This window comes from Chromobacterium sphagni, from assembly GCF_001855555.1.
Lineage (GTDB): Bacteria > Pseudomonadota > Gammaproteobacteria > Burkholderiales > Chromobacteriaceae > Chromobacterium > Chromobacterium sphagni.
Genome location: NZ_MKCT01000036.1, coordinates 3,422 through 27,799 on the forward strand (window position 1 = coordinate 3,422; position 24,378 = coordinate 27,799).

The window sequence follows — 24,378 nt, forward strand, 5'->3', positions numbered from 1 at the left end:
GTGTGCGGAATCGCGGGACTGTTTCATGAGGGGCTTCAGACCCAGGAGCGGGTCGATTGTCTGAAGAGCATGCTGGCGCGGATGCGCCATCGCGGTCCGGACGAGATGGGATACTACTTCGACGATGTGTCGGCCTTGGGCAGCGCTCGCCTGAGCATCGTCGACATCGCCGGCGGGCAGCAGCCGCTGGGCGATGAAGCCGGGCGCTACTGGATTGCGTTCAATGGCGAGATTTACAACTACAAGGAGCTGAGGGGCGAGCTTGAGGCGCGCGGCCGGCGTTTTGTCTCCCATTGCGACACGGAAGTGCTGCTGCAGGCCTGGATCGAATGGGGCGCGCAGTCGCTGAAACGGCTGAACGGCGCCTTCGCCTTCTGCATATACGACCGGGTGGAGCGCTCCATCGTTCTCGCCCGCGACCGTTTCGGCAAGCGGCCGTTGTATTACCTGAACCAGTCCGGCGCCATCGTATTCGCCTCGGAATTGAAATGCCTTCTCGCCTATGAACCGTTCCGCTTCGCGTTCGACAGCGAACAGCTGGCCTCGATTTTCCGCATCTGGACGCCGCTGGACGAGCATTGCGGCTTCTCGTCGGTACGGCAGGTTCCCGCGGGGGCCTATCTTTATGCGCACGGCCAGGGGGTGGAAACCGTTTGTTACGCGCCGCTGGAACTGGACGCGGAGCCGCTGGCGCTGGGCGAAGAGGAGGCCGCGGAGCAAGTGCGCGCGGCGCTGTCCGACAGTGTCGGCCTGCGTCTGCGCGGCGATGTCGAAGTCGGCACCTATCTCAGCGGCGGCATAGACTCGGCGATCATCACCGCGCTGGTCGGCGCACAATCGGCCGGGCCGGTCAAAAGCTTCTCCATACGCTTTGACGAAGACGAGTTCGACGAGTCGGGGGACCAGCAACTGCTGTCCTCGTTTTTCGGCACCCGGCACACCTCGCTCAGCATTGGCAGTCGGGATATCGTCGATGCGTTCCCCGACGCGCTATGGCATGCGGAAACGCCGGTTTTCCGGACGGCATTCGTGCCGATGTTCCTGCTGTCGCGGGAAGTGAACCGCCAGGGCATCAAGGTGGTTCTCACCGGCGAGGGCGCCGATGAGGCCTTTCTCGGCTACGACATTTTCAAGGAAACCTTGCTGCGCGCCGACTGGGGCGGCAAGGACGCCGACGCGCGCCAAGCCGGCCTGTCCCGCCTGTATCCGTATCTGCGCCAGTTCAACGAGCAGAACCGGGCGTCGATCTCCGCTTTCTTCGACCAGCTGTCGGGCAAGGAGTCGGAGGACTTCTTCTCGCACCAGCTCCGTTTCCACAACTCCCAGCTCTCCGCCCGCCTGCTGCGGCAAAAGCATGAGGCGCTGAAACCGTTGACGGAGCTGGTCGCTGCCGCCGGCGGGCGGTTTTCGCGCTTGAGCCAGGTGCAGCGCGCGCAGTGGCTGGAGTACAAGACCCTGCTGGGAGGGTACCTGCTGTCTACCCAGGGCGACCGGATGAGCCTGGCCCACAGCGTGGAAAACCGCTGCCCGTTCCTGGATCCGGCCGTCGTCCGCCTCGCCTGCGCGGGCAACTTGAAGTTCGGCGACCCCTTCGATGAAAAGCATTTGCTCAAGCGGGCCTTCGCCGACCAATTGCCGGCCCGGCTGTTGAGCAAGCCGAAGCAGCCGTATCGCGCGCCCGACGCCAGCGCCTTTCTGGCGTGCCGACCGGATTATCTGGATGCGATCGGCTCGGAAAGCGAGCTGAAGAAGATAGACGCGCTGGATCCGAAGTTCTGCCTCGCCTTTGCCGACAAGCTGCTGTCGAAGCCGGTGGAGCGTATCAGCCAAGCCGAGAATCAAACCTTCCTGTTCCTGCTTTCGACGGCCTTGCTGCATCGCCGCTTTGTCGAGCGGAACGCCCCGGAGCCGTCGGCGATAGACGCGCTGCTGACCAGACGAATCGATGGACGGCTTTACGCATGAAAAGCAAACGACGTGTCGCGCCGGCGGCGTCCGCTCAGGACGAAATCGCCGTCATCGGCCTAGGCTGCCGGTTTCCTCAGGCTGAAAATCCGCTGGTGTTCTGGGACAATCTGTTGCAGGGCAAAAGCGCGATCGGCCCGGTGCCCGAGGGGCGCTGGCGCGATCCGGAGCGGGCGCAGCCCTTCCGCGGCGGCTTCATCGCCGAAGCCGACTGCTTCGACGCGATGTTTTTCAAGATATCACCGAAAGAGGCCGAATTGATGGACCCCCAGCAGCGGATATTGCTGGAGGTTCTCTGGCATACGATGGAAGATGCGGGTATCCGGCCGTCCACGCTGGCCGGCCGGAAGGTCGGCGTGTTCATGGGCGTTTGCAATAATGACTACGCCGATCTGCTGAACGAATACGGCCGCTACGAAACGGGCCTTTACGGTTCCACCGGCACCTCGGGCTCGATTCTCTCCAACCGGGTTTCATTCGTATACGATTTGCGCGGGCCCAGCGTCACCGTGGACACCGCGTGCTCCAGTTCCCTGGTCGCGGTGCATATGGCGGTGAAGGCGCTGCGGGCCGGCGAGTGCGAGGCGGCGCTGGCCGGCGGCGCGAACATCTGCTGGAGCCAAAGCCGTTTCCTGGCCTTTGGCAGCGCGGGCATGTTGTCGCCGGACGGCGTGTGCCGGACGTTCGACGCCCAGGCGAACGGCTATGTCAGGGGCGAGGGCGCCGGGGCGGTTCTGCTCAAGCCGCTGAGCCAGGCCATCCGCGACGGAAATCCGGTTTACGGCCTGATCAAGGGCGGGGCGATCAACCATGGCGGTCGGACCCGGGGCCTTACCGTGACCAGCCCCGAACAGCAGTCCCGCTTGCTGCTCGACGCCTACGGCGATGCCGGCGTGCCGCTGGACACCGTCGGCTATATCGAGGTGCACGGCACCGGCACGGCGCTGGGCGATCCGATCGAGTTCCTCGGCCTGAAGCAGGCGTTCGCCGCCCAGGCCGCAAGCCGGGCGGAGGTCGGGCTGCCGGTGAGTCAGGCGGCCGGATATTGCGCCTTGGGCGCGGTGAAAACCAATATCGGCCACCTGGAGGCCGCCGCCGGCATCGCCGGACTGATCAAGGTCCTGCTGGCGCTGAAACATCGCAGCTTGCCGGCCAACCTCAATTTCCAGGCGCTCAACTCGCTGATCAAGCTGGACGGCTCGCCGTTTAGCATTCCCATCGAGACCCGGTCGTGGCCGGCCATGGCGCAGGGGCCGGACTTGCTGCCCAGGCGTGCCGGCGTCAGCGCGTTCGGCTATGGCGGAGCCTATGCCCATCTGGTGGTCGAGGAGTGGGAGCCGGCGGCGGAGGAGGCAGTGGCCGAGCCGGACGGCCTGCCGCAACTGATAGTCTTGTCCGCGCCGAATATCGGCAGACTGCGGGCACAGGCGGCCTCCCTGGCCGCCTTCTTGTCGCAGGACGGCGGGCGCATGGCCCTGGCCGATCTCGCCTATTCATTGCAGATCGGCCGCGAAGCGTTTGCCGAGCGGCTGGCCATCGTGGTGTCCGATGTTTCCATCCTGATCGCGCGACTGAATGCGTTCGCTGCCGGCGCCGATCAAGTGGATGACGGTTTTCGCGGCAAGGCGGCGCGGGAGGCGGCACCCCCGGCCGACTTGGCCGCAGACGCCGCCGGGCCGGCGTGGGCCTTGGTGGCCGAGCGCTGGGTGGCGGGCGCGGCTATCGATTGGCAGCGGCGGCTCGACGGCCGGCAGCGGCGGCTCAAGGCCTTGCCGCTGTATCCGTTCGAGCGCCGCCGTCATTGGGCGGCTCCCGCGGAACAGGCTGGACGGCAAGCCTTGTCGCCGGCCGCTGCCGAGCCGGCCAGATCGGGGAAGATCTTCCTGCAGCCGCTCGTTCCGGCGGTAGATGGCGAGGCCGGGAGAGTCGCCGGCTGCCAGCGCGCGGCGGCCGAGGCGCGGGTGGATGTCGCCAGGGCCGTTGTTCCGGTGTCCGCCGTCTCCGTTGCTGCCGATGGCGAGAGGCTGGCCGAATTGGTGCGCGTCTTGACCGGCAGCCTCGCCGAGGCGCTGTATATGGACGTCGGCGAGCTGGAGGCGGACCGGCCATTTTCCGAGCTTGGCCTGGATTCCATCGTCGGCGTCGAATGGAGCCGCGCGATCAACAAGACGTTCGGCCTCAAGCTGCCGGCTACGCGTCTCTACGACTATCCGTCGATTCGCCGGCTTGCCGACTATCTGCTGTCGCTGCTGGCCGACGCCGGCGCGGCGGGCGGAGCGACGGCTGAGCCGCCGATGGCGGGCGCTGCCGGTGCGTCCGCGCCGGACGCCGGCCTGTCGCTGGCCGAGCTGGAGCAGGCGCTGAAGGCCAGCCTCGCCGAGGCGCTGTACATGGACCCCGCCGAGATCGACGCCGAGCGACCGTTCTCCGAACTGGGTCTGGATTCCATCGTCGGCGTCGAATGGGCCAGGGCGATCAACAAGCGTTACCGGCTGGCGCTGCCGGCCACCCGGCTGTACGACTATTGCAGCATCCGGCGTCTGGCCGCGCACCTGGCACAGGATTGCGGCGTCAAGCACCCTCAAGCCGCCGCTTCGGCGGCGGGCTCGGGCGCGGCGCCGGCGGATGGTGACCGCGCGCTGGTGGTGACGACCGTGCATACGCTGGATGAGGTCGAACTGAGCGCATGGCGCGTGCCCGCGCCCGGGCGCGGCGAGGTCGCCGTGGCGGTGCGGGCGTCGGCCATCAACTTCCCCGACGCCATGTGCGTGCAGGGGCTGTATCCGACCATGCCGGCCTATCCGTTCGTGCCGGGCTTCGAGGTGGCCGGCGTGGTGTCCCGGCTGGGCGAGGGGGTGGACGGCATCGCGGTCGGCGACGAGGTGATCGCGCTGACCGGCGCCGGCATGGGCGGGCATGCCAGCCAGGTGAACGTGCCGGCGGCCAATGTGATCCGCAAGCCGGCGAATCTGAGTTTCGAGGAGGCCTGCAGCCTGCCGGTGGTGTTTCTGACCGCGCACCACGCCTTCGAGGCGGCCAGGCTGTCCCGCGGCGAGAGCGTGCTGATCCAGACCGCCACCGGCGGATGCGGACTGGCGGCGATACAACTCGCCCGCCTGCGCGGCGCCGTCGTCAGCGGAACCTCCAGCAAAGAGGACAAGCTGGAGACTCTGCGCCGGCTTGGGCTTGAGCACGTTCTCAACTACCGGACCGCTTTCGATCGGGAGCTCCGCAAGCGGACGGACGGTCGCGGCGTGGACGTGGTGCTGAACATGCTGTCCGGCGCAGCGATCCAGCAAGGCCTGAATTGCCTGGCGCCTTGCGGCCGCTATCTGGAGATCGCCGTGCAGGCGCTGCGAACCAGCCAGCCCTTGGACCTGTCCCGGCTGGTGGAGAACCAGTCCTTTCACAGCATCGATTTGCGGCGGCTGGCGCTCGAGAACGGGCAGGCTTGGGCCGAGGCGTTCGCGCCGCTGCTGCGTCTGTTCGAGACCAGCCTGCTGCTGCCCGTGGTCTCCAGAATCTATCCGCTGGCCAAGATCAAGGAGGCGCTGGCTTTCGTCGCTTCCGGCAAGCATATCGGCAAGGTGGTGATCAGCCATGCCGCCGAACAGGTGATCGATCGCGCCGAGCAGTGCGTCCAGGGCATGCTGGATCAGTGGCGCCGCGCCGCCGAGGCGGCCGGAGCGGCGCTGGCCGCCGGCGGCGCGAAACCGGCGTCGGACGATATCGCCATCATCGGCGTGTCGGGGGCCTTCCCCGGCGCCAAGACGCTGGACGAATTCTGGGACATGCTGGCCGGCGGTCGGGACTGCATATCGGAAGTCCCGGCGCGGCGCTGGGCGATGGCGGGGTGCTACGATCCCCGCCCCGGAACGCCGGGGCGCAGCTACAGCAAATGGATGGGGGTGCTGGAGGAGGCGGATTGCTTCGATCCGCTGTTTTTCAATATCTCGCCGTTTGAAGCGCAATGGATGGATCCGCAGCAACGGCTGTTCCTCGAACATGGCTGGAGCTGCATCGAATCCGCCGGCATCGACCCCGACAGCCTGTCCGGCAGCGGCTGCGGAGTGTATGTGGGCTGCGTCCAGGGGGAGTATGGCCGGGCGGGCGGCCAGGCCGGCCTGACGGCCCAGGGGCTGATGGGCGGTTCCTCATCCATTCTGGCCGCGCGCATCGCCTACCATCTGAATCTGAAAGGGCCGTGTCTGGCGATAGACACCGCCTGCTCCAGCTCGCTGGTCGCCATCGCCGAAGCATGCGACAGCCTGACCCTGGGCCGCGTCGATCTGGCGCTGGTCGGCGGCGTCAGCGTCTTGGCCGGGCCGGAGCTGCATATCATGGCCAGCGACGCCGGCATGCTGTCCAGCGGTGGGCGCTGCTTCACTTTCGACGCCCGGGCCGACGGCTTCGTGCCCGGCGAGGGTGTCGGCGTGCTGCTGCTCAAGCGCCTGGCGGACGCGCTGCGCGACCGCGACATCTGCCATGGCGTGATCAAGGGCTGGGGCGTCAACCAGGACGGCCGCACCAATGGCATCACCGCGCCCAGCGTCAGTTCGCAAGCGGCGTTGCAAAAACAGGTCTATCAGCGTTTCGCCATCGACCCGGCAACGATCTCGCTGGTGGAGGCGCACGGCACCGGCACCAAGCTGGGCGACCCGATCGAGGTGGAAGCGCTGACCGAGTCGTTCCGCTCGCATACCGACAGGCGCGGGTATTGCGCGATGGGTTCGGTGAAAAGCAATATCGGCCATTTGCTGGCCGCCGCCGGCGTGTCCGGCGTCATCAAGACGCTGCTGGCGATGCGGCACCGCATGTTGCCCCCGACGATTCATTTTTCAGCGCTCAATCCGCATCTGGCGCTGGACGACAGCCCCTTCTACGTCAACACTGAGCTGTCGCCATGGCCGGCGCCGGCGGGTCGGCCGCGGCGGGCGGCGGTCAGTTCCTTCGGCTTCAGCGGCACCAACGCCCACCTGGTGCTGGAAGAGGCGCCGCCGCCGCCGCCCTGGCGCAGCGTGGCCGGCTCGGCGCTGATCGTGCTGTCGGCCAAGACCGGCGAACAGCTGCGGGCCTATGCCGGCCGGCTGGCCGACTGGCTGCGCGCGCAGCCGGCAGTCGATCTGGCCGCGCTGGCCCACACGCTGCAAAGCGGGCGCGCCGCGCTGCGCCACCGGCTGGCTTTCGTCGGCCATTCGCGCGAACAGATCGCCGACGCGCTGGCCGATTTCGCCGCCGGCCGCGAGGTGGCGCAACTGGCGGTCGGCGAGGCGAAGCCGGGCGCCGCGGCGCGGGCGGCCGAGATGGACGCCGAGCCGCAGCGGCTGGCGCAAGACTGGGTGCGGGGCGCTGTGGCCTGCTGGCCGACGCCGGCCGGCGGCCGGCCGCCCCGGCTGAGTCTGCCGACCTACCCGTTCGCGCGCGAACGCTACTGGGTCGCGGCGGCGGCGGAGAGCGAAGAGAGCGCATCGAAAGAGCGCGCATCGACGGTTAGCCTGCTGGCGCGCGGCTGGGAAGCGGCGGCGGCCGGCGCGGCGCGGCGTTTCGGCCAGCGCCGGGTCCTGCTCGACGCCGCTTGCGCCGGGCGGGCGCCGGCGCGGGACGCGGCGGGCCAGGCGTTGCACTGCGAGACGCTGGCCGACGGCGGGAACGACGCGGCCGAGCGCTTCGGCGCCAGCCTGGAACATGTGTTCCGGCAGGTGCAGGACCTGCTGCGGTCCGGCCTGGAGGACGGCGCGCTGCTGCAGGTGGTGTTGGCGGACGACGGCGAAGACGGCTGGCTGCGCCAGGGTCTGTCCGGTCTGCTCAACAGCGCCAGCCTGGAGCATCCGGGCCTGCAGACCCAGCTGATTCGCGTCGATCCGGCGGCGGACGCCGGCGCGCTGGCCGAGGCGCTGCAAGCCGGCGCCGAGCGGCCGGCGCAGCGCGAGCTCCGCCATGGTCGCGACGGCTGCCGGGCGGCGACGCTGCGGCCGCTGGCCGCCGTCGGCGAGCCGTCGTTGCCGTGGCGCGAAGGCGGCGTCTATCTGATCACCGGCGGTCTGGGCGGTCTGGGCCTGCTGTTCGCCCGCGAGATTCTCGCCCAGCTCCAGGACGCCACGGTGATCCTGACCGGCCGTTCGGCGCTGGACGACGGGCGGCGGCGGCAAGTGGCGGCGCTGGGCGCGCGGGTGGCGTACCAGGCGCTGGACGTCGCCGACGGCGCGGCGGTGCAAGCCTGCGTGCAGGGCCTGCTGGCGCGGCATGGCCGGCTGAACGGCGTCCTGCACGCCGCCGGCGTGCTGCGGGACGGCTTCCTGCTGAACAAGCGGGTGGACGATCTGCGCGCGGTGCTGGCGCCCAAGGTGGCCGGTCTGGTCCATCTGGATCGGGCGACCGCGGTGCAGCCGCTGGACTTCTTCGCCGTCTTCTCCTCGATCGCCGGCGTGTTCGGCAATGTGGGACAAGGGGATTACGCCAGCGCCAACGCCTTCATGGACGCCTATGCCGAACGGCGGGCGGCCCAGGTGGCGGCTGGGGCGCGGCAAGGCCGCACGGTCTCGCTGTGCTGGCCGCTGTGGGCGGAAGGCGGCATGCGGCTGGACGCGGCCGGAGAAGCGGCACTGGCCGCCGCCGGGCTGACGCCGCTGGCGACGCGGCCGGGGCTGGACGCCTTCTACCGCGCGCTGGCGCAGCACGAACACGCGCGGCTGGTGGTGCTGAGCGGCGACGGCGCGCTGAGTCGGCCGGCCGAGCCCGCGCCCGAGCGCCATACCGAGCCGGCGGCGCTGCAGGCGCGGACGCTGCGGCAGTTGAAGAAGCTGTTCGCCGGCGTGACCCAGGTGGCGGTGGACAGGCTGGACGCCAACGAAGCGCTGGAATGCTACGGCATCGACTCGGTGTTGATCACCCGGCTCAACCGCGAACTGGAGTCGATCTTCGGCGGCCTGTCCAAGACCCTGTGGTTCGAATACCGCACGCTGGGCGCGCTGGCGGCCTATCTGAGCGCGCAGCGGCCGGAAGCCTGCCTGCGCTGGAGCGGCGGCGAGACGGCCGCGCAACCGGCCGCGGGTCCGACGGCGCCGATGCGGCGCGAAGCGATGCCGGCGCCGACACCGACACGGCCGGACGGCGGCGCGGCGATCGCCATCATCGGCCTGAGCGGGCGCTACCCGCAGGCGCGGACGCTGGAGCAGTATTGGGACAATCTGCAGTCGGGCCGCGACTGCATCAGCGAAATCCCGGTCGAGCGCTGGGCGCTGGACAGCTTCTACTGCGCCGACCCCGAGCAGGCGGTGGCCAACGGCAAGAGCTACAGCAAATGGGGCGGCTTCGTCGACGGCTTCGCCGAATTCGACCCGCTGTTCTTCAACATCTCGCCGGCGGAAGCCGAAGGCATGGACCCGCAAGAGCGGTTGTTCCTGCAAAGCTGCTGGGACGTGCTGGAAGACGCCGGCTACACGCGGGAGCGGCTGGCGCGGGTCCACGACGGCCGGGTCGGCGTGTTCGCCGGCATCACCAAGACCGGTTTCGACCTGTACGGTCCCGCGCTGTGGCGGCAGGGGACGGCGGTGTTTCCACACACCTCGTTCAGCTCGGTGGCCAACCGGGTGTCCTACTTCCTCAACCTGAACGGTCCCAGCCTGCCGATAGACACCATGTGCTCGTCGTCGCTGACGGCGATACACGAAGCGTGCGAGCACCTGAGGCGGGACGAGTGCGAACTGGCCATCGCCGGCGGGGTCAACCTCTATCTGCACTCCAGCAACTACGTGATGCTGTGCATGGCGCGGATGCTGTCGCGGGACGGGCAGTGCCGCAGCTTCGGCGCCGGCGGCAACGGTTTCGTGCCCGGCGAAGGCGTCGGCGCGGTGCTGCTGAAGCCGCTGGCGCGGGCCGAGGCGGACGGCGATCGGATCCACGGGGTGATCAAAAGCAGCGGCATCAACCACGGCGGCAAGACCCACGGCTACACCGTGCCCAACCCGGCGGCGCAGCGCCAGCTGATCGTCGATGCGATCGCCCGGGCCGGCATAGACGCGCGGGCGATCAGCTATGTCGAGGCGCACGGCACCGGCACCGAGCTGGGCGACCCGATAGAGGTGGCGGGGCTGAGCCAGGCCTTCCAGGCGCAGACGGCGGACACCCAGTTCTGCGCGCTGGGCTCGGTGAAATCCAATATCGGCCACGGCGAAAGCGCGGCGGGGATCGCCGGGCTGACCAAGGTGCTGCTGCAGATGCGGCACGGCCAGCTGGCGCCCAGCCTGCACGCCGACACGCTGAACCCGCACATCGACTTCGCGGGCAGTCCGTTCTTCGTGCAGCGCGAGCTGCAGGAGTGGAAGCGTCCGTTGCTGACGGTGGACGGCGTCGAGCGGGAGTATCCGCGAATCGCCGGCATCTCGTCCTTCGGCGCCGGCGGGGCCAACGCGCATGTGATCGTCGAGGAATATGTCGACCGCCGGTCGTGGCCGGCGATTGCCGGGCCGGCGGCCATCGTGCTGTCGGCGCGGACCGAGGCGGAGTTGCGGACGCGGGCGCAGCAGTTGCTGGCGGCGATAGGGGGCTGGGGCGAGGGCGATCTGGCGTCGGTGGCGGCGACGCTGCAGCTGGGTCGGGAGGCGATGGAGCATCGGCTGGCGCTGCTGGTGGACGGCATCGGCGAGCTGGCGGGCAAGCTGGAAGCGCATCTGCGCGGCGATGCGGAAGTGGAGGGTCGCTGGCAGGGCGAGGTGAGGCGAGGCAAGGACGGGTTGGCGGTATTCGCCGAGGATGAGGATCTGAGCCTCGCGCTTGAGGCCTGGATGGGCAAGAAGAAGTATGACCGCTTGCTGGAGCTGTGGGTGAAAGGGCTGGCGCTGGACTGGGGTCGGCTGTATCCGCAAGGTCTGCCGGCGCGGATCTCCTTGCCGGGCTACCCGTTCAAGCGCGAGCGCTACTGGGTCGCGGCTGCGGAGACGGCGGCGGTCGAGACGGCGCGGCGGCTGCATCCGCTGGTGCACGAGAACGCCTCCACCGTGTATCGGCAGCGCTTCAGCAGCGTTTTCGGCGGCGGCGAGTTCTTCCTGACGGACCACGTGGTGCAAGGCCAGCGGGTGCTGCCGGGGGTGGCCTATCTGGAAATGGCGCGCGAGGCGGCGCGGATGGCGATGCGGCGGGACGACGAGGCCGAGCCGGCGATCGCGCTCAGCCACGTGATGTGGAGCCAGCCCATCGTTCAGGATGAGGCGCCGGCGCGGGTGCATATCGACCTGTCGGCGCAGGCGGACGGCCAGCTGCGTTTCGAGATTCACAGCGTCGATGGCGCCGGCGCGCGGGTGGTGCATTCGCAGGGTTATGCGCGGGCGGTGGAAGCGGGGCCGGCACCGAGGCTGGATCTCGCCGGCCTGTTGGCCGGCTGCGACAGCGTGCTGGAGGCGGAGCAGTGCTACGCTGCCTTCGACGCGATGGACATCCGCTATGGGCCGGGGCACAGGGCGCTGCTGCGAGTGCACGGCGGCGCCGACGCAGGCGGGCGCTACGCGCTGGGCCAGCTGTCGTTGCCGAGCGCGGCGGCGGCCGACGGCTATGCGCTGAATCCGGGGCTGTTGGACAGCGCGCTGCAGGCGATGATAGGCCTGAACGCCGGCGGCGGCCTGCTGCTGCCGTTCGCGCTGGAAGGACTGCAGGTGTTCGCCGCCAGTCCGGCGGCGGGCTATGTGCTGGTGCGCGAGGCGGCCGGCGGCGGAGCAGGCGTGCGCAAGCTGGACCTGGACGTGTGCGACCAGGACGGCGCGGTCTGCGTGAGGCTGCAAGGCTTGAGCAGTCGGGCGCGGCGCGAATCCGGCGTGCAATTGCTGGCGCGGCGCTGGCGGCGCCGACCGGCGGCGCAGGTCGAGGCGGCGGCGCAGCGCTGGCTGCTGGTGGACGCGGCGTGGGAGGGCGAGCTGGACCGCGTGCGGGCGGCGTGGCCGGCGGCGCGGATTTCGGTGTTGCGGCGCCGGGGCGACGGCGCGGCGGACGATTACGGCTCGGCGCTGGAGCAAGTGCTGGCGCTGGTGCAGGCCATGCTGCGCGAGCGCACATCGGAGGCCGCGCTATTGCAAGTGCTGCTGCGGTCGGACGCCGGCGACTGGATGGTGGGGGTGTCGGGGCTGCTGAAGAGCGCCGGGCGGGAGAATCCGCGACTGTCGGCGCAAGTGATAGAGCTGGAGCCGGGCGGCGACCTGCTGGCGGCGGTGCGGGACAACGCCGGCGGGGAGGCGGAGCGGGAGATCCGCTATCTGGACGGCGAGCGGCACTGCGGAGCGCTGGAAAAGCTGCCGGCCAGCGGTGGCGGCCCGCTGCCGTGGAAGGAAGGCGGGGTGTATTGGATCACCGGCGGCGCCGGCGGTCTGGGCTGGATCTTCGCGCGGGAGATCGCGGAGCGGCTGACGCGGGCGACGCTGGTGCTGAGCGGGCGCTCGGTCTTGAGCGACGAGCGCCGGCGGGAGCTGGCGGCGCTGGGGACGGCGGGGGTGACGGTGGAATACCGTCAACTGGATGTGGCCGACGGCGCGGCGGTGCGGGAGACGATCGCGGGGGTGCTGGCGGCGCATGGTCGGCTGGACGGGATTCTGCACGCCGCCGGCGTGTTGCGGGACGGTTTCCTGCTGAACAAGCGGCAGGAGGATCTGCGCGCGGTGCTGGCGGCCAAGGTGGCCGGCCTGGTGAATCTGGACCAGGCGACGGCGGCGTTGCCGCTGTCGTTCCTGGTGGCGTTCTCGTCGACGGCGGCGGTGTACGGCAATGTTGGGCAGGGGGATTACGCCGGCGCCAACGGTTTCATGGACGGCTACGCGGTCTGGCGCAATCGCCTGGTGGAGCAGGGCGAGCGTCGGGGTCACACGCTGTCGATCAACTGGCCGTGGTGGTTGGAGGGCGGGATGCGGGTGGACGAGGCGACGGTGCGGCAGTGGCGCGATCGCGACGGTCTGGTGCCGCTGGAGACGCCGGCGGGCGTGGCGGCGTTCTACGGCGCGCTGGCCAGCGGGGAGGCCCAGGTTTGCGTGCTGTCGGGCCTGGCGCCGGTGCCGGCCATGCCGTCTAGGCCGGCGGTGGCGGTGTCGGCAGTGGTGGTCGACGATGCCGGCGCCGAGCTGTGGGCGAAAGCGGCGCTGTATTTCAGAAAGCTGCTGGCCTCAAGCCTGAAGTTGTCGCTGGACCGGATCGAGATGGATGCTCCGTTCGAAAAATACGGCATCGATTCGGTGCGGGTGATGCAGCTCACCGCTGAGCTGGAGAAGCATTTCGGCCCCTTGTCCAAGACCTTGTTTTTCGAGCATCAGGACATCGAATCGCTGAGCCGGCATTTCATCGCCGCGCATTCCCGGCGGCTGATCGATGTGCTGGGGATGGCGGCGCCGGCGGCGTCCGGCGCGCAGGCGCCCGTCATGCCTCAGCCTGTCCTGCCGTCCTCTCCTTATCCGATGGCGTCTTTCCATCCGCGGATGATGAGCGCGCCGGTTCAGCGCCGGCACGAGGTCGCCATCATAGGCCTGAGCGGCCGCTATCCGCAGGCGCCGGACCTGGACGCGTTCTGGGACAATCTGCAGTCCGGCCGAGATTGCGTCGGCGAGATCCCGGCCGAGCGCTGGGACTATCGGCGCTACTTCGACGAGCGCAAGGGCACGGCCGGCAAGAGCTATAGCAAATGGGGCGGCTTCCTGGACGGCGTCGACCAGTTCGATCCGCTGTTCTTCAACATCTCGCCGCGGGACGCGCAGTTCATGGACCCGCAGGAGCGGCTGTTCCTGCAATGCGCCTACCAGACGCTGGAGGACGCCGGCTATACCCGCGAATCGCTGAAGGCCTTGTCAGGGGAGTGCGGTGTATTCGTCGGCGTGATGTATGAGGAATATCAGTTGTATGGCGCCCAAGCCCAGATGACGGACAGGGCGTACGCGCTGAACGGCAATCCGGCGTCCATCGCCAACCGCGTGTCGCATTTCTTCAGTCTGCATGGCCCCAGCCTGGCGGTGGACACCATGTGCTCATCGTCGCTGACGGCCATCCATCTGGCTTGCCATAGCTTGGAGCGGGGCGAGTGCGCTCTGGCCATCGCCGGCGGCGTCAATGTTTCCGTCCATCCCAACAAGTATCTGGTCCTGAGCCAGGGGCAGTTCGTCTCCAGCAAGGGGCGTTGCGCCAGCTTCGGCGCCGGCGGCGACGGCTATGTGCCCGGCGAAGGCGTCGGCGCGGTGCTGCTGAAGCCGCTGGCGCGGGCCGAGGCGGACGGCGATCGGATCCACGGGGTGATCAAAAGCAGCGGCATCAACCACGGCGGCAAGACCCACGGCTACACCGTGCCCAACCCGGCGGCGCAGCGCCAGCTGATCGTCGATGCGATCGCCCGGGCCGGCATAGACGCGCGGGCGATCAGCTATGTCGAGGCGCACGGCACCGGCACCGAGCTGGGCGACCCGATAGAGGTGGCGGGGCTGAGCCAGGCCTTCCAGGCGCAGACGGCGGACACCCAGTTCTGCGCGCTGGGCTCGGTGAAATCCAATATCGGCCACGGCGAAAGCGCGGCGGGGATCGCCGGGCTGACCAAGGTGCTGCTGCAGATGCGGCACGGCCAGTTGGCGCCCAGCCTGCATGCCGACACGCTGAACCCGCACATCGACTTCGCGGGCAGTCCGTTCTTCGTGCAGCGCGAGCTGCAGGAGTGGAAGCGTCCGTTGCTGACGGTGGACGGCGTCGAGCGGGAGTATCCGCGAATCGCCGGCATCTCGTCCTTCGGCGCCGGCGGGGCCAACGCGCATGTGATCGTCGAGGAATATGTCGACCGCCGGTCGTGGCCGGCGATTGCCGGGCCGGCGGCCATCGTGCTGTCGGCGCGGACCGAGGCGGAGTTGCGGACGCGGGCGCAGCAGTTGCTGGCGGCGATAGGGGGCTGGGGCGAGGGCGATCTGGCGTCGGTGGCGGCGACGCTGCAGCTGGGTCGGGAGGCGATGGAGCATCGGCTGGCGCTGCTGGTGGACGGCATCGGCGAGCTGGCGGGCAAGCTGGAAGCGCATCTGCGCGGCGATGCGGAAGTGGAGGGTCGCTGGCAGGGCGAGGTGAGGCGAGGCAAGGACGGGTTGGCGGTATTCGCCGAGGATGAGGATCTGAGCCTCGCGCTTGAGGCCTGGATGGGCAAGAAGAAGTATGACCGCTTGCTGGAGCTGTGGGTGAAAGGGCTGGCGCTGGACTGGGGTCGGCTGTATCCGCAAGGTCTGCCGGCGCGGATCTCCTTGCCGGGCTACCCGTTCAAGCGCGAGCGCTACTGGGTCGCGGCTGCGGAGACGGCGGCGGTCGAGACGGCGCGGCGGCTGCATCCGCTGGTGCACGAGAACGCCTCCACCGTGTATCGGCAGCGCTTCAGCAGCGTTTTCGGCGGCGGCGAGTTCTTCCTGACGGACCACGTGGTGCAAGGCCAGCGGGTGCTGCCGGGGGTGGCCTATCTGGAAATGGCGCGCGAGGCGGCGCGGATGGCGATGCGGCGGGACGACGAGGCCGAGCCGGCGATCGCGCTCAGCCACGTGATGTGGAGCCAGCCCATCGTTCAGGATGAGGCGCCGGCGCGGGTGCATATCGACCTGTCGGCGCAGGCGGACGGCCAGCTGCGTTTCGAGATTCACAGCGTCGATGGCGCCGGCGCGCGGGTGGTGCATTCGCAGGGTTATGCGCGGGCGGTGGAAGCGGGGCCGGCACCGAGGCTGGATCTCGCCGGCCTGTTGGCCGGCTGCGACAGCGTGCTGGAGGCGGAGCAGTGCTACGCTGCCTTCGACGCGATGGACATCCGCTATGGGCCGGGGCACAGGGCGCTGCTGCGAGTGCACGGCGGCGCCGACGCAGGCGGGCGCTACGCGCTGGGCCAGCTGTCGTTGCCGAGCGCGGCGGCGGCCGACGGCTATGCGCTGAATCCGGGGCTGTTGGACAGCGCGCTGCAGGCGATGATAGGCCTGAACGCCGGCGGCGGCCTGCTGCTGCCGTTCGCGCTGGAAGGACTGCAGGTGTTCGCCGCCAGTCCGGCGGCGGGCTATGTGCTGGTGCGCGAGGCGGCCGGCGGCGGAGCAGGCGTGCGCAAGCTGGACCTGGACGTGTGCGACCAGGACGGCGCGGTCTGCGTGAGGCTGCAAGGCTTGAGCAGTCGGGCGCGGCGCGAATCCGGCGTGCAATTGCTGGCGCGGCGCTGGCGGCGCCGACCGGCGGCGCAGGTCGAGGCGGCGGCGCAGCGCTGGCTGCTGGTGGACGCGGCGTGGGAGGGCGAGCTGGACCGCGTGCGGGCGGCGTGGCCGGCGGCGCGGATTTCGGTGTTGCGGCGCCGGGGCGACGGCGCGGCGGACGATTACGGCTCGGCGCTGGAGCAAGTGCTGGCGCTGGTGCAGGCCATGCTGCGCGAGCGCACATCGGAGGCCGCGCTATTGCAAGTGCTGCTGCGGTCGGACGCCGGCGACTGGATGGTGGGGGTGTCGGGGCTGCTGAAGAGCGCCGGGCGGGAGAATCCGCGACTGTCGGCGCAAGTGATAGAGCTGGAGCCGGGCGGCGACCTGCTGGCGGCGGTGCGGGACAACGCCGGCGGGGAGGCGGAGCGGGAGATCCGCTATCTGGACGGCGAGCGGCACTGCGGAGCGCTGGAAAAGCTGCCGGCCAGCGGTGGCGGCCCGCTGCCGTGGAAGGAAGGCGGGGTGTATTGGATCACCGGCGGCGCCGGCGGTCTGGGCTGGATCTTCGCGCGGGAGATCGCGGAGCGGCTGACGCGGGCGACGCTGGTGCTGAGCGGGCGCTCGGTCTTGAGCGACGAGCGCCGGCGGGAGCTGGCGGCGCTGGGGACGGCGGGGGTGACGGTGGAATACCGTCAACTGGATGTGGCCGACGGCGCGGCGGTGCGGGAGACGATCGCGGGGGTGCTGGCGGCGCATGGTCGGCTGGACGGGATTCTGCACGCCGCCGGCGTGTTGCGGGACGGTTTCCTGCTGAACAAGCGGCAGGAGGATCTGCGCGCGGTGCTGGCGGCCAAGGTGGCCGGCCTGGTGAATCTGGACCAGGCGACGGCGGCGTTGCCGCTGTCGTTCCTGGTGGCGTTCTCGTCGACGGCGGCGGTGTACGGCAATGTTGGGCAGGGGGATTACGCCGGCGCCAACGGTTTCATGGACGGCTACGCGGTCTGGCGCAATCGCCTGGTGGAGCAGGGCGAGCGTCGGGGTCACACGCTGTCGATCAACTGGCCGTGGTGGTTGGAGGGCGGGATGCGGGTGGACGAGGCGACGGTGCGGCAGTGGCGCGATCGCGACGGTCTGGTGCCGCTGGAGACGCCGGCGGGCGTGGCGGCGTTCTACGGCGCGCTGGCCAGCGGGGAGGCCCAGGTTTGCGTGCTGTCGGGCCTGGCGCCGGTGCCGGCCATGCCGTCTAGGCCGGCGGTGGCGGTGTCGGCAGTGGTGGTCGACGATGCCGGCGCCGAGCTGTGGGCGAAAGCGGCGCTGTATTTCAGAAAGCTGCTGGCCTCAAGCCTGAAGTTGTCGCTGGACCGGATCGAGATGGATGCTCCGTTCGAAAAATACGGCATCGATTCGGTGCGGGTGATGCAGCTCACCGCTGAGCTGGAGAAGCATTTCGGCCCCTTGTCCAAGACCTTGTTTTTCGAGCATCAGGACATCGAATCGCTGAGCCGGCATTTCATCGCCGCGCATTCCCGGCGGCTGATCGATGTGCTGGGGATGGCGGCGCCGGCGGCGTCCGGCGCGCAGGCGCCCGTCATGCCTCAGCCTGTCCTGCCGTCCTCTCCTTATCCGATGGCGTCTTTCCATCCGCGGATGATGAGCGCGCCGGTTCAGCGCCGGCACGAGGTCGCCATCATAGGCCTGAGCGGCCGCTATCCGCAGGCGCCGGACCTGGACGCGTTCTGGGACAATCTGCAGTCCGGCCGAGATTGCGTCGGCGAGATCCCGGCCGAGCGCTGGGACTATCGGCGCTACTTCGACGAGCGCAAGGGCACGGCCGGCAAGAGCTATAGCAAATGGGGCGGCTTCCTGGACGGCGTCGACCAGTTCGATCCGCTGTTCTTCAACATCTCGCCGCGGGACGCGCAGTTCATGGACCCGCAGGAGCGGCTGTTCCTGCAATGCGCCTACCAGACGCTGGAGGACGCCGGCTATACCCGCGAATCGCTGAAGGCCTTGTCAGGGGAGTGCGGTGTATTCGTCGGCGTGATGTATGAGGAATATCAGTTGTATGGCGCCCAAGCCCAGATGACGGACAGGGCGTACGCGCTGAACGGCAATCCGGCGTCCATCGCCAACCGCGTGTCGCATTTCTTCAGTCTGCATGGCCCCAGCCTGGCGGTGGACACCATGTGCTCATCGTCGCTGACGGCCATCCATCTGGCTTGCCATAGCTTGGAGCGGGGCGAGTGCGCTCTGGCCATCGCCGGCGGCGTCAATGTTTCCGTCCATCCCAACAAGTATCTGGTCCTGAGCCAGGGGCAGTTCGTCTCCAGCAAGGGGCGTTGCGCCAGCTTCGGCGCCGGCGGCGACGGCTATGTGCCCGGCGAAGGCGTCGGCGCGGTGCTGCTGAAGCCGCTGGCGCGGGCCGAGGCGGACGGCGATCGGATCCACGGGGTGATCAAAAGCAGCGGCATCAACCACGGCGGCAAGACCCACGGCTACACCGTGCCCAACCCGGCGGCGCAGCGCCAGCTGATCGTCGATGCGATCGCCCGGGCCGGCATAGACGCGCGGGCGATCAGCTATGTCGAGGCGCACGGCACCGGCACCGAGCTGGGCGACCCGATAGAGGTGGCGGGGCTGAGCCAGGCCTTCCAGGCGCAGACGGCGGACACCCAGTTCTGCGCGCTGGGCTCGGTGAAATCCAATATCGGCCACGGCGAAAGCGCGGCGGGGATCGCCGGGCTGACCAAGGTGCTGCTGCAGATGCGGCACGGCCAGTTGGCGCCCAGCCTGCATGCCGACACGCTGAACCCGCACATCGACTTCGCGGGCAGTCCGTTCTTCGTGCAGCGCGAGCTGCAGGAGTGGAAGCGTCCGTTGCTGACGGTGGACGGCGTCGAGCGGGAGTATCCGCGAATCGCCGGCATCTCGTCCTTCGGCGCCGGCGGGGCCAACGCGCATGTGATCGTCGAGGAATATGTCGACCGCCGGTCGTGGCCGGCGATTGCCGGGCCGGCGGCCATCGTGCTGTCGGCGCGGACCGAGGCGGAGTTGCGGACGCGGGCGCAGCAGTTGCTGGCGGCGATAGGGGGCTGGGGCGAGGGCGATCTGGCGTCGGTGGCGGCGACGCTGCAGCTGGGTCGGGAGGCGATGGAGCATCGGCTGGCGCTGCTGGTGGACGGCATCGGCGAGCTGGCGGGCAAGCTGGAAGCGCATCTGCGCGGCGATGCGGAAGTGGAGGGTCGCTGGCAGGGCGAGGTGAGGCGAGGCAAGGACGGGTTGGCGGTATTCGCCGAGGATGAGGACCTGAGCCTCGCGCTTGAGGCCTGGATGGGCAAGAAGAAGTATGACCGCTTGCTGGAGCTGTGGGTGAAAGGGCTGGCGCTGGACTGGGGTCGGCTGTATCCGCAGGGTCTGCCGGCGCGGATCTCCTTGCCGGGCTACCCGTTCAAGCGCGAGCGCTACTGGGTCGCGGCTGCGGAGACGGCGGCGGTCGAGACGGCGCGGCGGCTGCATCCGCTGGTGCACGAGAACGCCTCCACCGTGTATCGGCAGCGCTTCAGCAGCGTTTTCGGCGGCGGCGAGTTCTTCCTGACGGACCACGTGGTGCAAGGCCAGCGGGTGCTGCCGGGGGTGGCCTATCTGGAAATGGCGCGCGAGGCGGCGCGGATGGCGATGCGGCGGGACGACGAGGCCGAGCCGGCGATCGCGCTCAGCCACGTGATGTGGAGCCAGCCCATCGTTCAGGATGAGGCGCCGGCGCGGGTGCATATCGACCTGTCGGCGCAGGCGGACGGCCAGCTGCGTTTCGAGATTCACAGCGTCGATGGCGCCGGCGCGCGGGTGGTGCATTCGCAGGGTTATGCGCGGGCGGTGGAAGCGGGGCCGGCACCGAGGCTGGATCTCGCCGGCCTGTTGGCCGGCTGCGACAGCGTGCTGGAGGCGGAGCAGTGCTACGCTGCCTTCGACGCGATGGACATCCGCTATGGGCCGGGGCACAGGGCGCTGCTGCGAGTGCACGGCGGCGCCGACGCAGGCGGGCGCTACGCGCTGGGCCAGCTGTCGTTGCCGAGCGCGGCGGCGGCCGACGGCTATGCGCTGAATCCGGGGCTGTTGGACAGCGCGCTGCAGGCGATGATAGGCCTGAACGCCGGCGGCGGCCTGCTGCTGCCGTTCGCGCTGGAAGGACTGCAGGTGTTCGCCGCCAGTCCGGCGGCGGGCTATGTGCTGGTGCGCGAGGCGGCCGGCGGCGGAGCAGGCGTGCGCAAGCTGGACCTGGACGTGTGCGACCAGGACGGCGCGGTCTGCGTGAGGCTGCAAGGCTTGAGCAGTCGGGCGCGGCGCGAATCCGGCGTGCAATTGCTGGCGCGGCGCTGGCGGCGCCGACCGGCGGCGCAGGTCGAGGCGGCGGCGCAGCGCTGGCTGCTGGTGGACGCGGCGTGGGAGGGCGAGCTGGACCGCGTGCGGGCGGCGTGGCCGGCGGCGCGGATTTCGGTGTTGCGGCGCCGGGGCGACGGCGCGGCGGACGATTACGGCTCGGCGCTGGAGCAAGTGCTGGCGCTGGTGCAGGCCATGCTGCGCGAGCGCACATCGGAGGCCGCGCTATTGCAAGTGCTGCTGCGGTCGGACGCCGGCGACTGGATGGTGGGGGTGTCGGGGCTGCTGAAGAGCGCCGGGCGGGAGAATCCGCGACTGTCGGCGCAAGTGATAGAGCTGGAGCCGGGCGGCGACCTGCTGGCGGCGGTGCGGGACAACGCCGGCGGGGAGGCGGAGCGGGAGATCCGCTATCTGGACGGCGAGCGGCACTGCGGAGCGCTGGAAAAGCTGCCGGCCAGCGGTGGCGGCCCGCTGCCGTGGAAGGAAGGCGGGGTGTATTGGATCACCGGCGGCGCCGGCGGTCTGGGCTGGATCTTCGCGCGGGAGATCGCGGAGCGGCTGACGCGGGCGACGCTGGTGCTGAGCGGGCGCTCGGTCTTGAGCGACGAGCGCCGGCGGGAGCTGGCGGCGCTGGGGACGGCGGGGGTGACGGTGGAATACCGTCAACTGGATGTGGCCGACGGCGCGGCGGTGCGGGAGACGATCGCGGGGGTGCTGGCGGCGCATGGTCGGCTGGACGGGATTCTGCACGCCGCCGGCGTGTTGCGGGACGGTTTCCTGCTGAACAAGCGGCAGGAGGATCTGCGCGCGGTGCTGGCGGCCAAGGTGGCCGGCCTGGTGAATCTGGACCAGGCGACGGCGGCGTTGCCGCTGTCGTTCCTGGTGGCGTTCTCGTCGACGGCGGCGGTGTACGGCAATGTTGGGCAGGGGGATTACGCCGGCGCCAACGGTTTCATGGACGGCTACGCGGTCTGGCGCAATCGCCTGGTGGAGCAGGGCGAGCGTCGGGGTCACACGCTGTCGATCAACTGGCCGTGGTGGTTGGAGGGCGGGATGCGGGTGGACGAGGCGACGGTGCGGCAGTGGCGCGATCGCGACGGTCTGGTGCCGCTGGAGACGCCGGCGGGCGTGGCGGCGTTCTACGGCGCGCTGGCCAGCGGGGAGGCCCAGGTTTGCGTGTTGTCGGGTCTGGCGCCGGAACCTGAGCCCGAGACTTTAAGCGCGGGCGCGGATCCTTATTCGGATCTGATCGCAAAAATCGTCGCCGGCGTTCTGGACGAAAACGAACTGCGGGAGTGGCTTCTGGCATGAACTGGAATTCGCAAGATACCAACGGGAACGATGAAGTCGCCGAGTTGCACCGGCAGATCAAGGACCGCAGGCTGAGTCCGGCCGAGGCGGCGCAATTGCTGGAGAGCGTTCGCGCCTTGCTGCGCAGCAAGGCGGAGGCGGAGCCGTCGGCCGGCGCGATCGCCGATTTGTCAGACGCCGATGTGATGGAATATTTCCGGCAGCGGATCGCGGCGGGGCTGCAGCTGCCGGCCGGGCGGCTGGAACTGGACGAGCCGCTGGAGAAATACGGCATAGACTCCGTCGTCGTCATGCAGGTGACAAGCGAGCTGGAAACCGTTTTCGGCCCCTTGTCCAAGACCTTGTTTTTCGAATACCAGACGGTGGACGCCATCGGCCGGTATTTCCTCAATGCCCACCGGCCGGCGCTGACGCGCCTGCTTGGCAAAAGCGTGGCCGCGCCGCTCGCGCGCAAGTCGGCCGAAGCGCCGCGCTTGCCGCCGCGGCCGTCTCCGTCCCCGGCCCGATCCGGCGTCGCGCCATCGTCGCCTGTGCCGCCGCAGCCGGCGGCGGCCGAGCGTGCCGATATCGCCATCATAGGCCTGAACGGCCGTTACCCGCAGGCGCCGGACCTGGACGCGTTCTGGGACAATCTGCAGTCCGGCCGCGACTGCGTCGGCGAGATCCCGGCTGAACGCTGGGACTACCGGCTCTACTTCGACGAGCGCAAGGGCACGGCCGGCAAGAGCTATAGCAAATGGGGCGGCTTCCTGGACGGCGTCGACCAGTTCGATCCGCTGTTCTTCAACATCTCGCCGCGCGAGGCGCAGCTGATGGACCCGCAGGAGCGGCTGTTCCTGCAATGCGCCTACCAGACGCTGGAGGACGCCGGCTATACCCGCGAATCGCTGGCCGGGGCCAAGGTCGGCGTGTTCGTCGGCGTGATGTACGAGGAGTATCCGCTGTACGGCGGACTGCTCGCCGGCCAGGAGCCGCTGCCGGCGCTGGGCGGCAGTCCGTCCTCGATCGCCAACCGGGTTTCCTATTTCTGCAACTTCAACGGTCCCAGCCTGGCGCTGGACACCATGTGCTCATCGTCGCTGACGGCGTTGCATATCGCCTGCCAGAACCTGCGGCTGGGCGAGTGCGAGCTGGCGCTGGCCGGCGGGGTCAATGTCTCCATCCATCCGAACAAGTATCTGGCGCTGAGCCAGGGGCAGTTCGTTTCCAGCAAGGGGCGCTGCGCCAGCTTCGGCGAGGGCGGCGACGGCTACGTGCCCGGCGAGGGCGTCGGCGCGGTGCTGTTGAAGCCGCTGGCGCGGGCAGAGGCCGACCGCGACCACATCTACGGCGTGATCAAGGCCACCAGCATCAATCACGGCGGCCGCAGCAACGGCTACTCGGTGCCGAACCCGAGCGCGCAGAGCGAGGTGATCGCTGCGGCGCTGGAGAGGGCGGGGGTGGCGCCGGGGGCGGTCAGCTATGTCGAGGCGCACGGCACCGGCACCGAGCTGGGCGATCCGATAGAGATCGCCGGCCTGAGCAAGGCTTTCCGGCAACGCGGCGGGGAGGCGCTGCTGCAGACCTGCGCGATAGGCTCGGTGAAGTCAGCGATAGGCCATGGCGAAAGCGCGGCGGGGATAGCGGGGCTGACCAAGGTGCTGCTGCAGATGCGGCACGGCCAGCTGGCGCCCAGCCTGCATTCGCGGGAGCTGAACCGGCATATCGATTTCGGCAGCACGCCGTTCCGGGTGCAGCGCGAGTTGCAGGAGTGGAAGCGTCCGTTGCTGACGGTGGACGGGGTGGAGCGGGAGTTTCCGCGGATCGCGGGGATTTCATCGTTCGGCGCTGGCGGGGCCAATGCGCATGTGATCGTCGAGGAGTACCGGGCGCGGGAGGCGGAGCCGGCGGCGTCGGGGCCGGCGGTGATCGTGCTGTCGGCGCGCAGCGACGAGCAGCTGCGGCGGCAGGCGCGGAATTTGCTGGAGGCGATCCGCCGGGGGGGCTGGGGCGACGACAGGCTGGCGTCGCTGGCGCACACCTTGCAGAGCGGCCGGGAGGCGATGGAGGAAAGGCTGGCGGCGGTGGTGCCGGACATGGCGTCGCTGCGGGAGAGGCTGGAGCAGGCGTGCGCGGCGGATCCCGATCTGAGCGGCTGGAGCCGGGGGACCGCGTCGCGGGGGCGGGACATGCTGTCCTTGCTGGCCGACGACCAGGATCTGCAGCAATTGCTGCGTAAATGGGTGGCGGGCGGCAAGCTCCCGCGGCTGGCCGAGCTGTGGGCACAGGGGCTGGCGTTTGACTGGAGCTGCCTGTATCCGGCTGGCGGCCATCCCCGTCGTCTCAGCCTGCCCGGCTACCCGTTCGCCACCAAGCGCTATTGGGGCGGGAAGCGCGTCGAAGCGGCGGTGGACCAGCCGGCGCCGACCGCGGCACGCACATTGCCGGCGCTGGCGGAGCGCGGCGGATCGACGCCGTCGCCGCTGGCGCTGCCGGCGATCACGCTCAGCCCGCTGGACCGGCCCGCGGCCGCCGCCGTCGCCGAACCGGCGCGCCAGGAGCCTCAAGCCGCGCCTAGGATCGATTCCAGCCTGCTGCG

Annotated in this window: 3 protein-coding genes (1 of these 3 running past the window's edge); all 3 read left to right on the forward strand. The window is 69.5% G+C overall.

What is annotated here, in order from left to right:
* Tightly spaced (each overlapping or abutting the next), the 3 genes in view from asnB to BI344_RS14350 form a layout consistent with a single transcriptional unit that may run on beyond the window.
* Positions 1-1,965, forward strand: coding sequence for an asparagine synthase (glutamine-hydrolyzing) (gene asnB / locus BI344_RS14340; protein WP_071113576.1), 1,965 nt, complete (start codon positions 1-3; stop codon positions 1,963-1,965).
* A complete protein-coding gene (locus BI344_RS23450) occupies positions 1,962-21,800 on the forward strand; it encodes an SDR family NAD(P)-dependent oxidoreductase (protein WP_071113574.1) in 19,839 nt (6,612 codons plus the stop codon). The genes asnB and BI344_RS23450 overlap by 4 nt, the downstream gene beginning before the upstream one ends.
* Positions 21,797-24,378, forward strand: partial view of an SDR family NAD(P)-dependent oxidoreductase gene (locus tag BI344_RS14350; RefSeq protein WP_071113575.1) — the start only. Its footprint extends 3,847 nt past the window's final position; 2,582 of the gene's 6,429 nt are visible here — the first part of the coding sequence; it begins with the start codon at positions 21,797-21,799; its stop codon lies beyond the right edge, outside the window. The genes BI344_RS23450 and BI344_RS14350 overlap by 4 nt, the downstream gene beginning before the upstream one ends.

Bases quoted from the DNA above. Each gene is read 5' to 3' on its own strand.
- BI344_RS23450 (WP_071113574.1), top strand. From the start codon at position 1,962: ATGAAAAGCAAACGACGTGTCGCGCCGGCGGCGTCCGCTCAGGACGAA.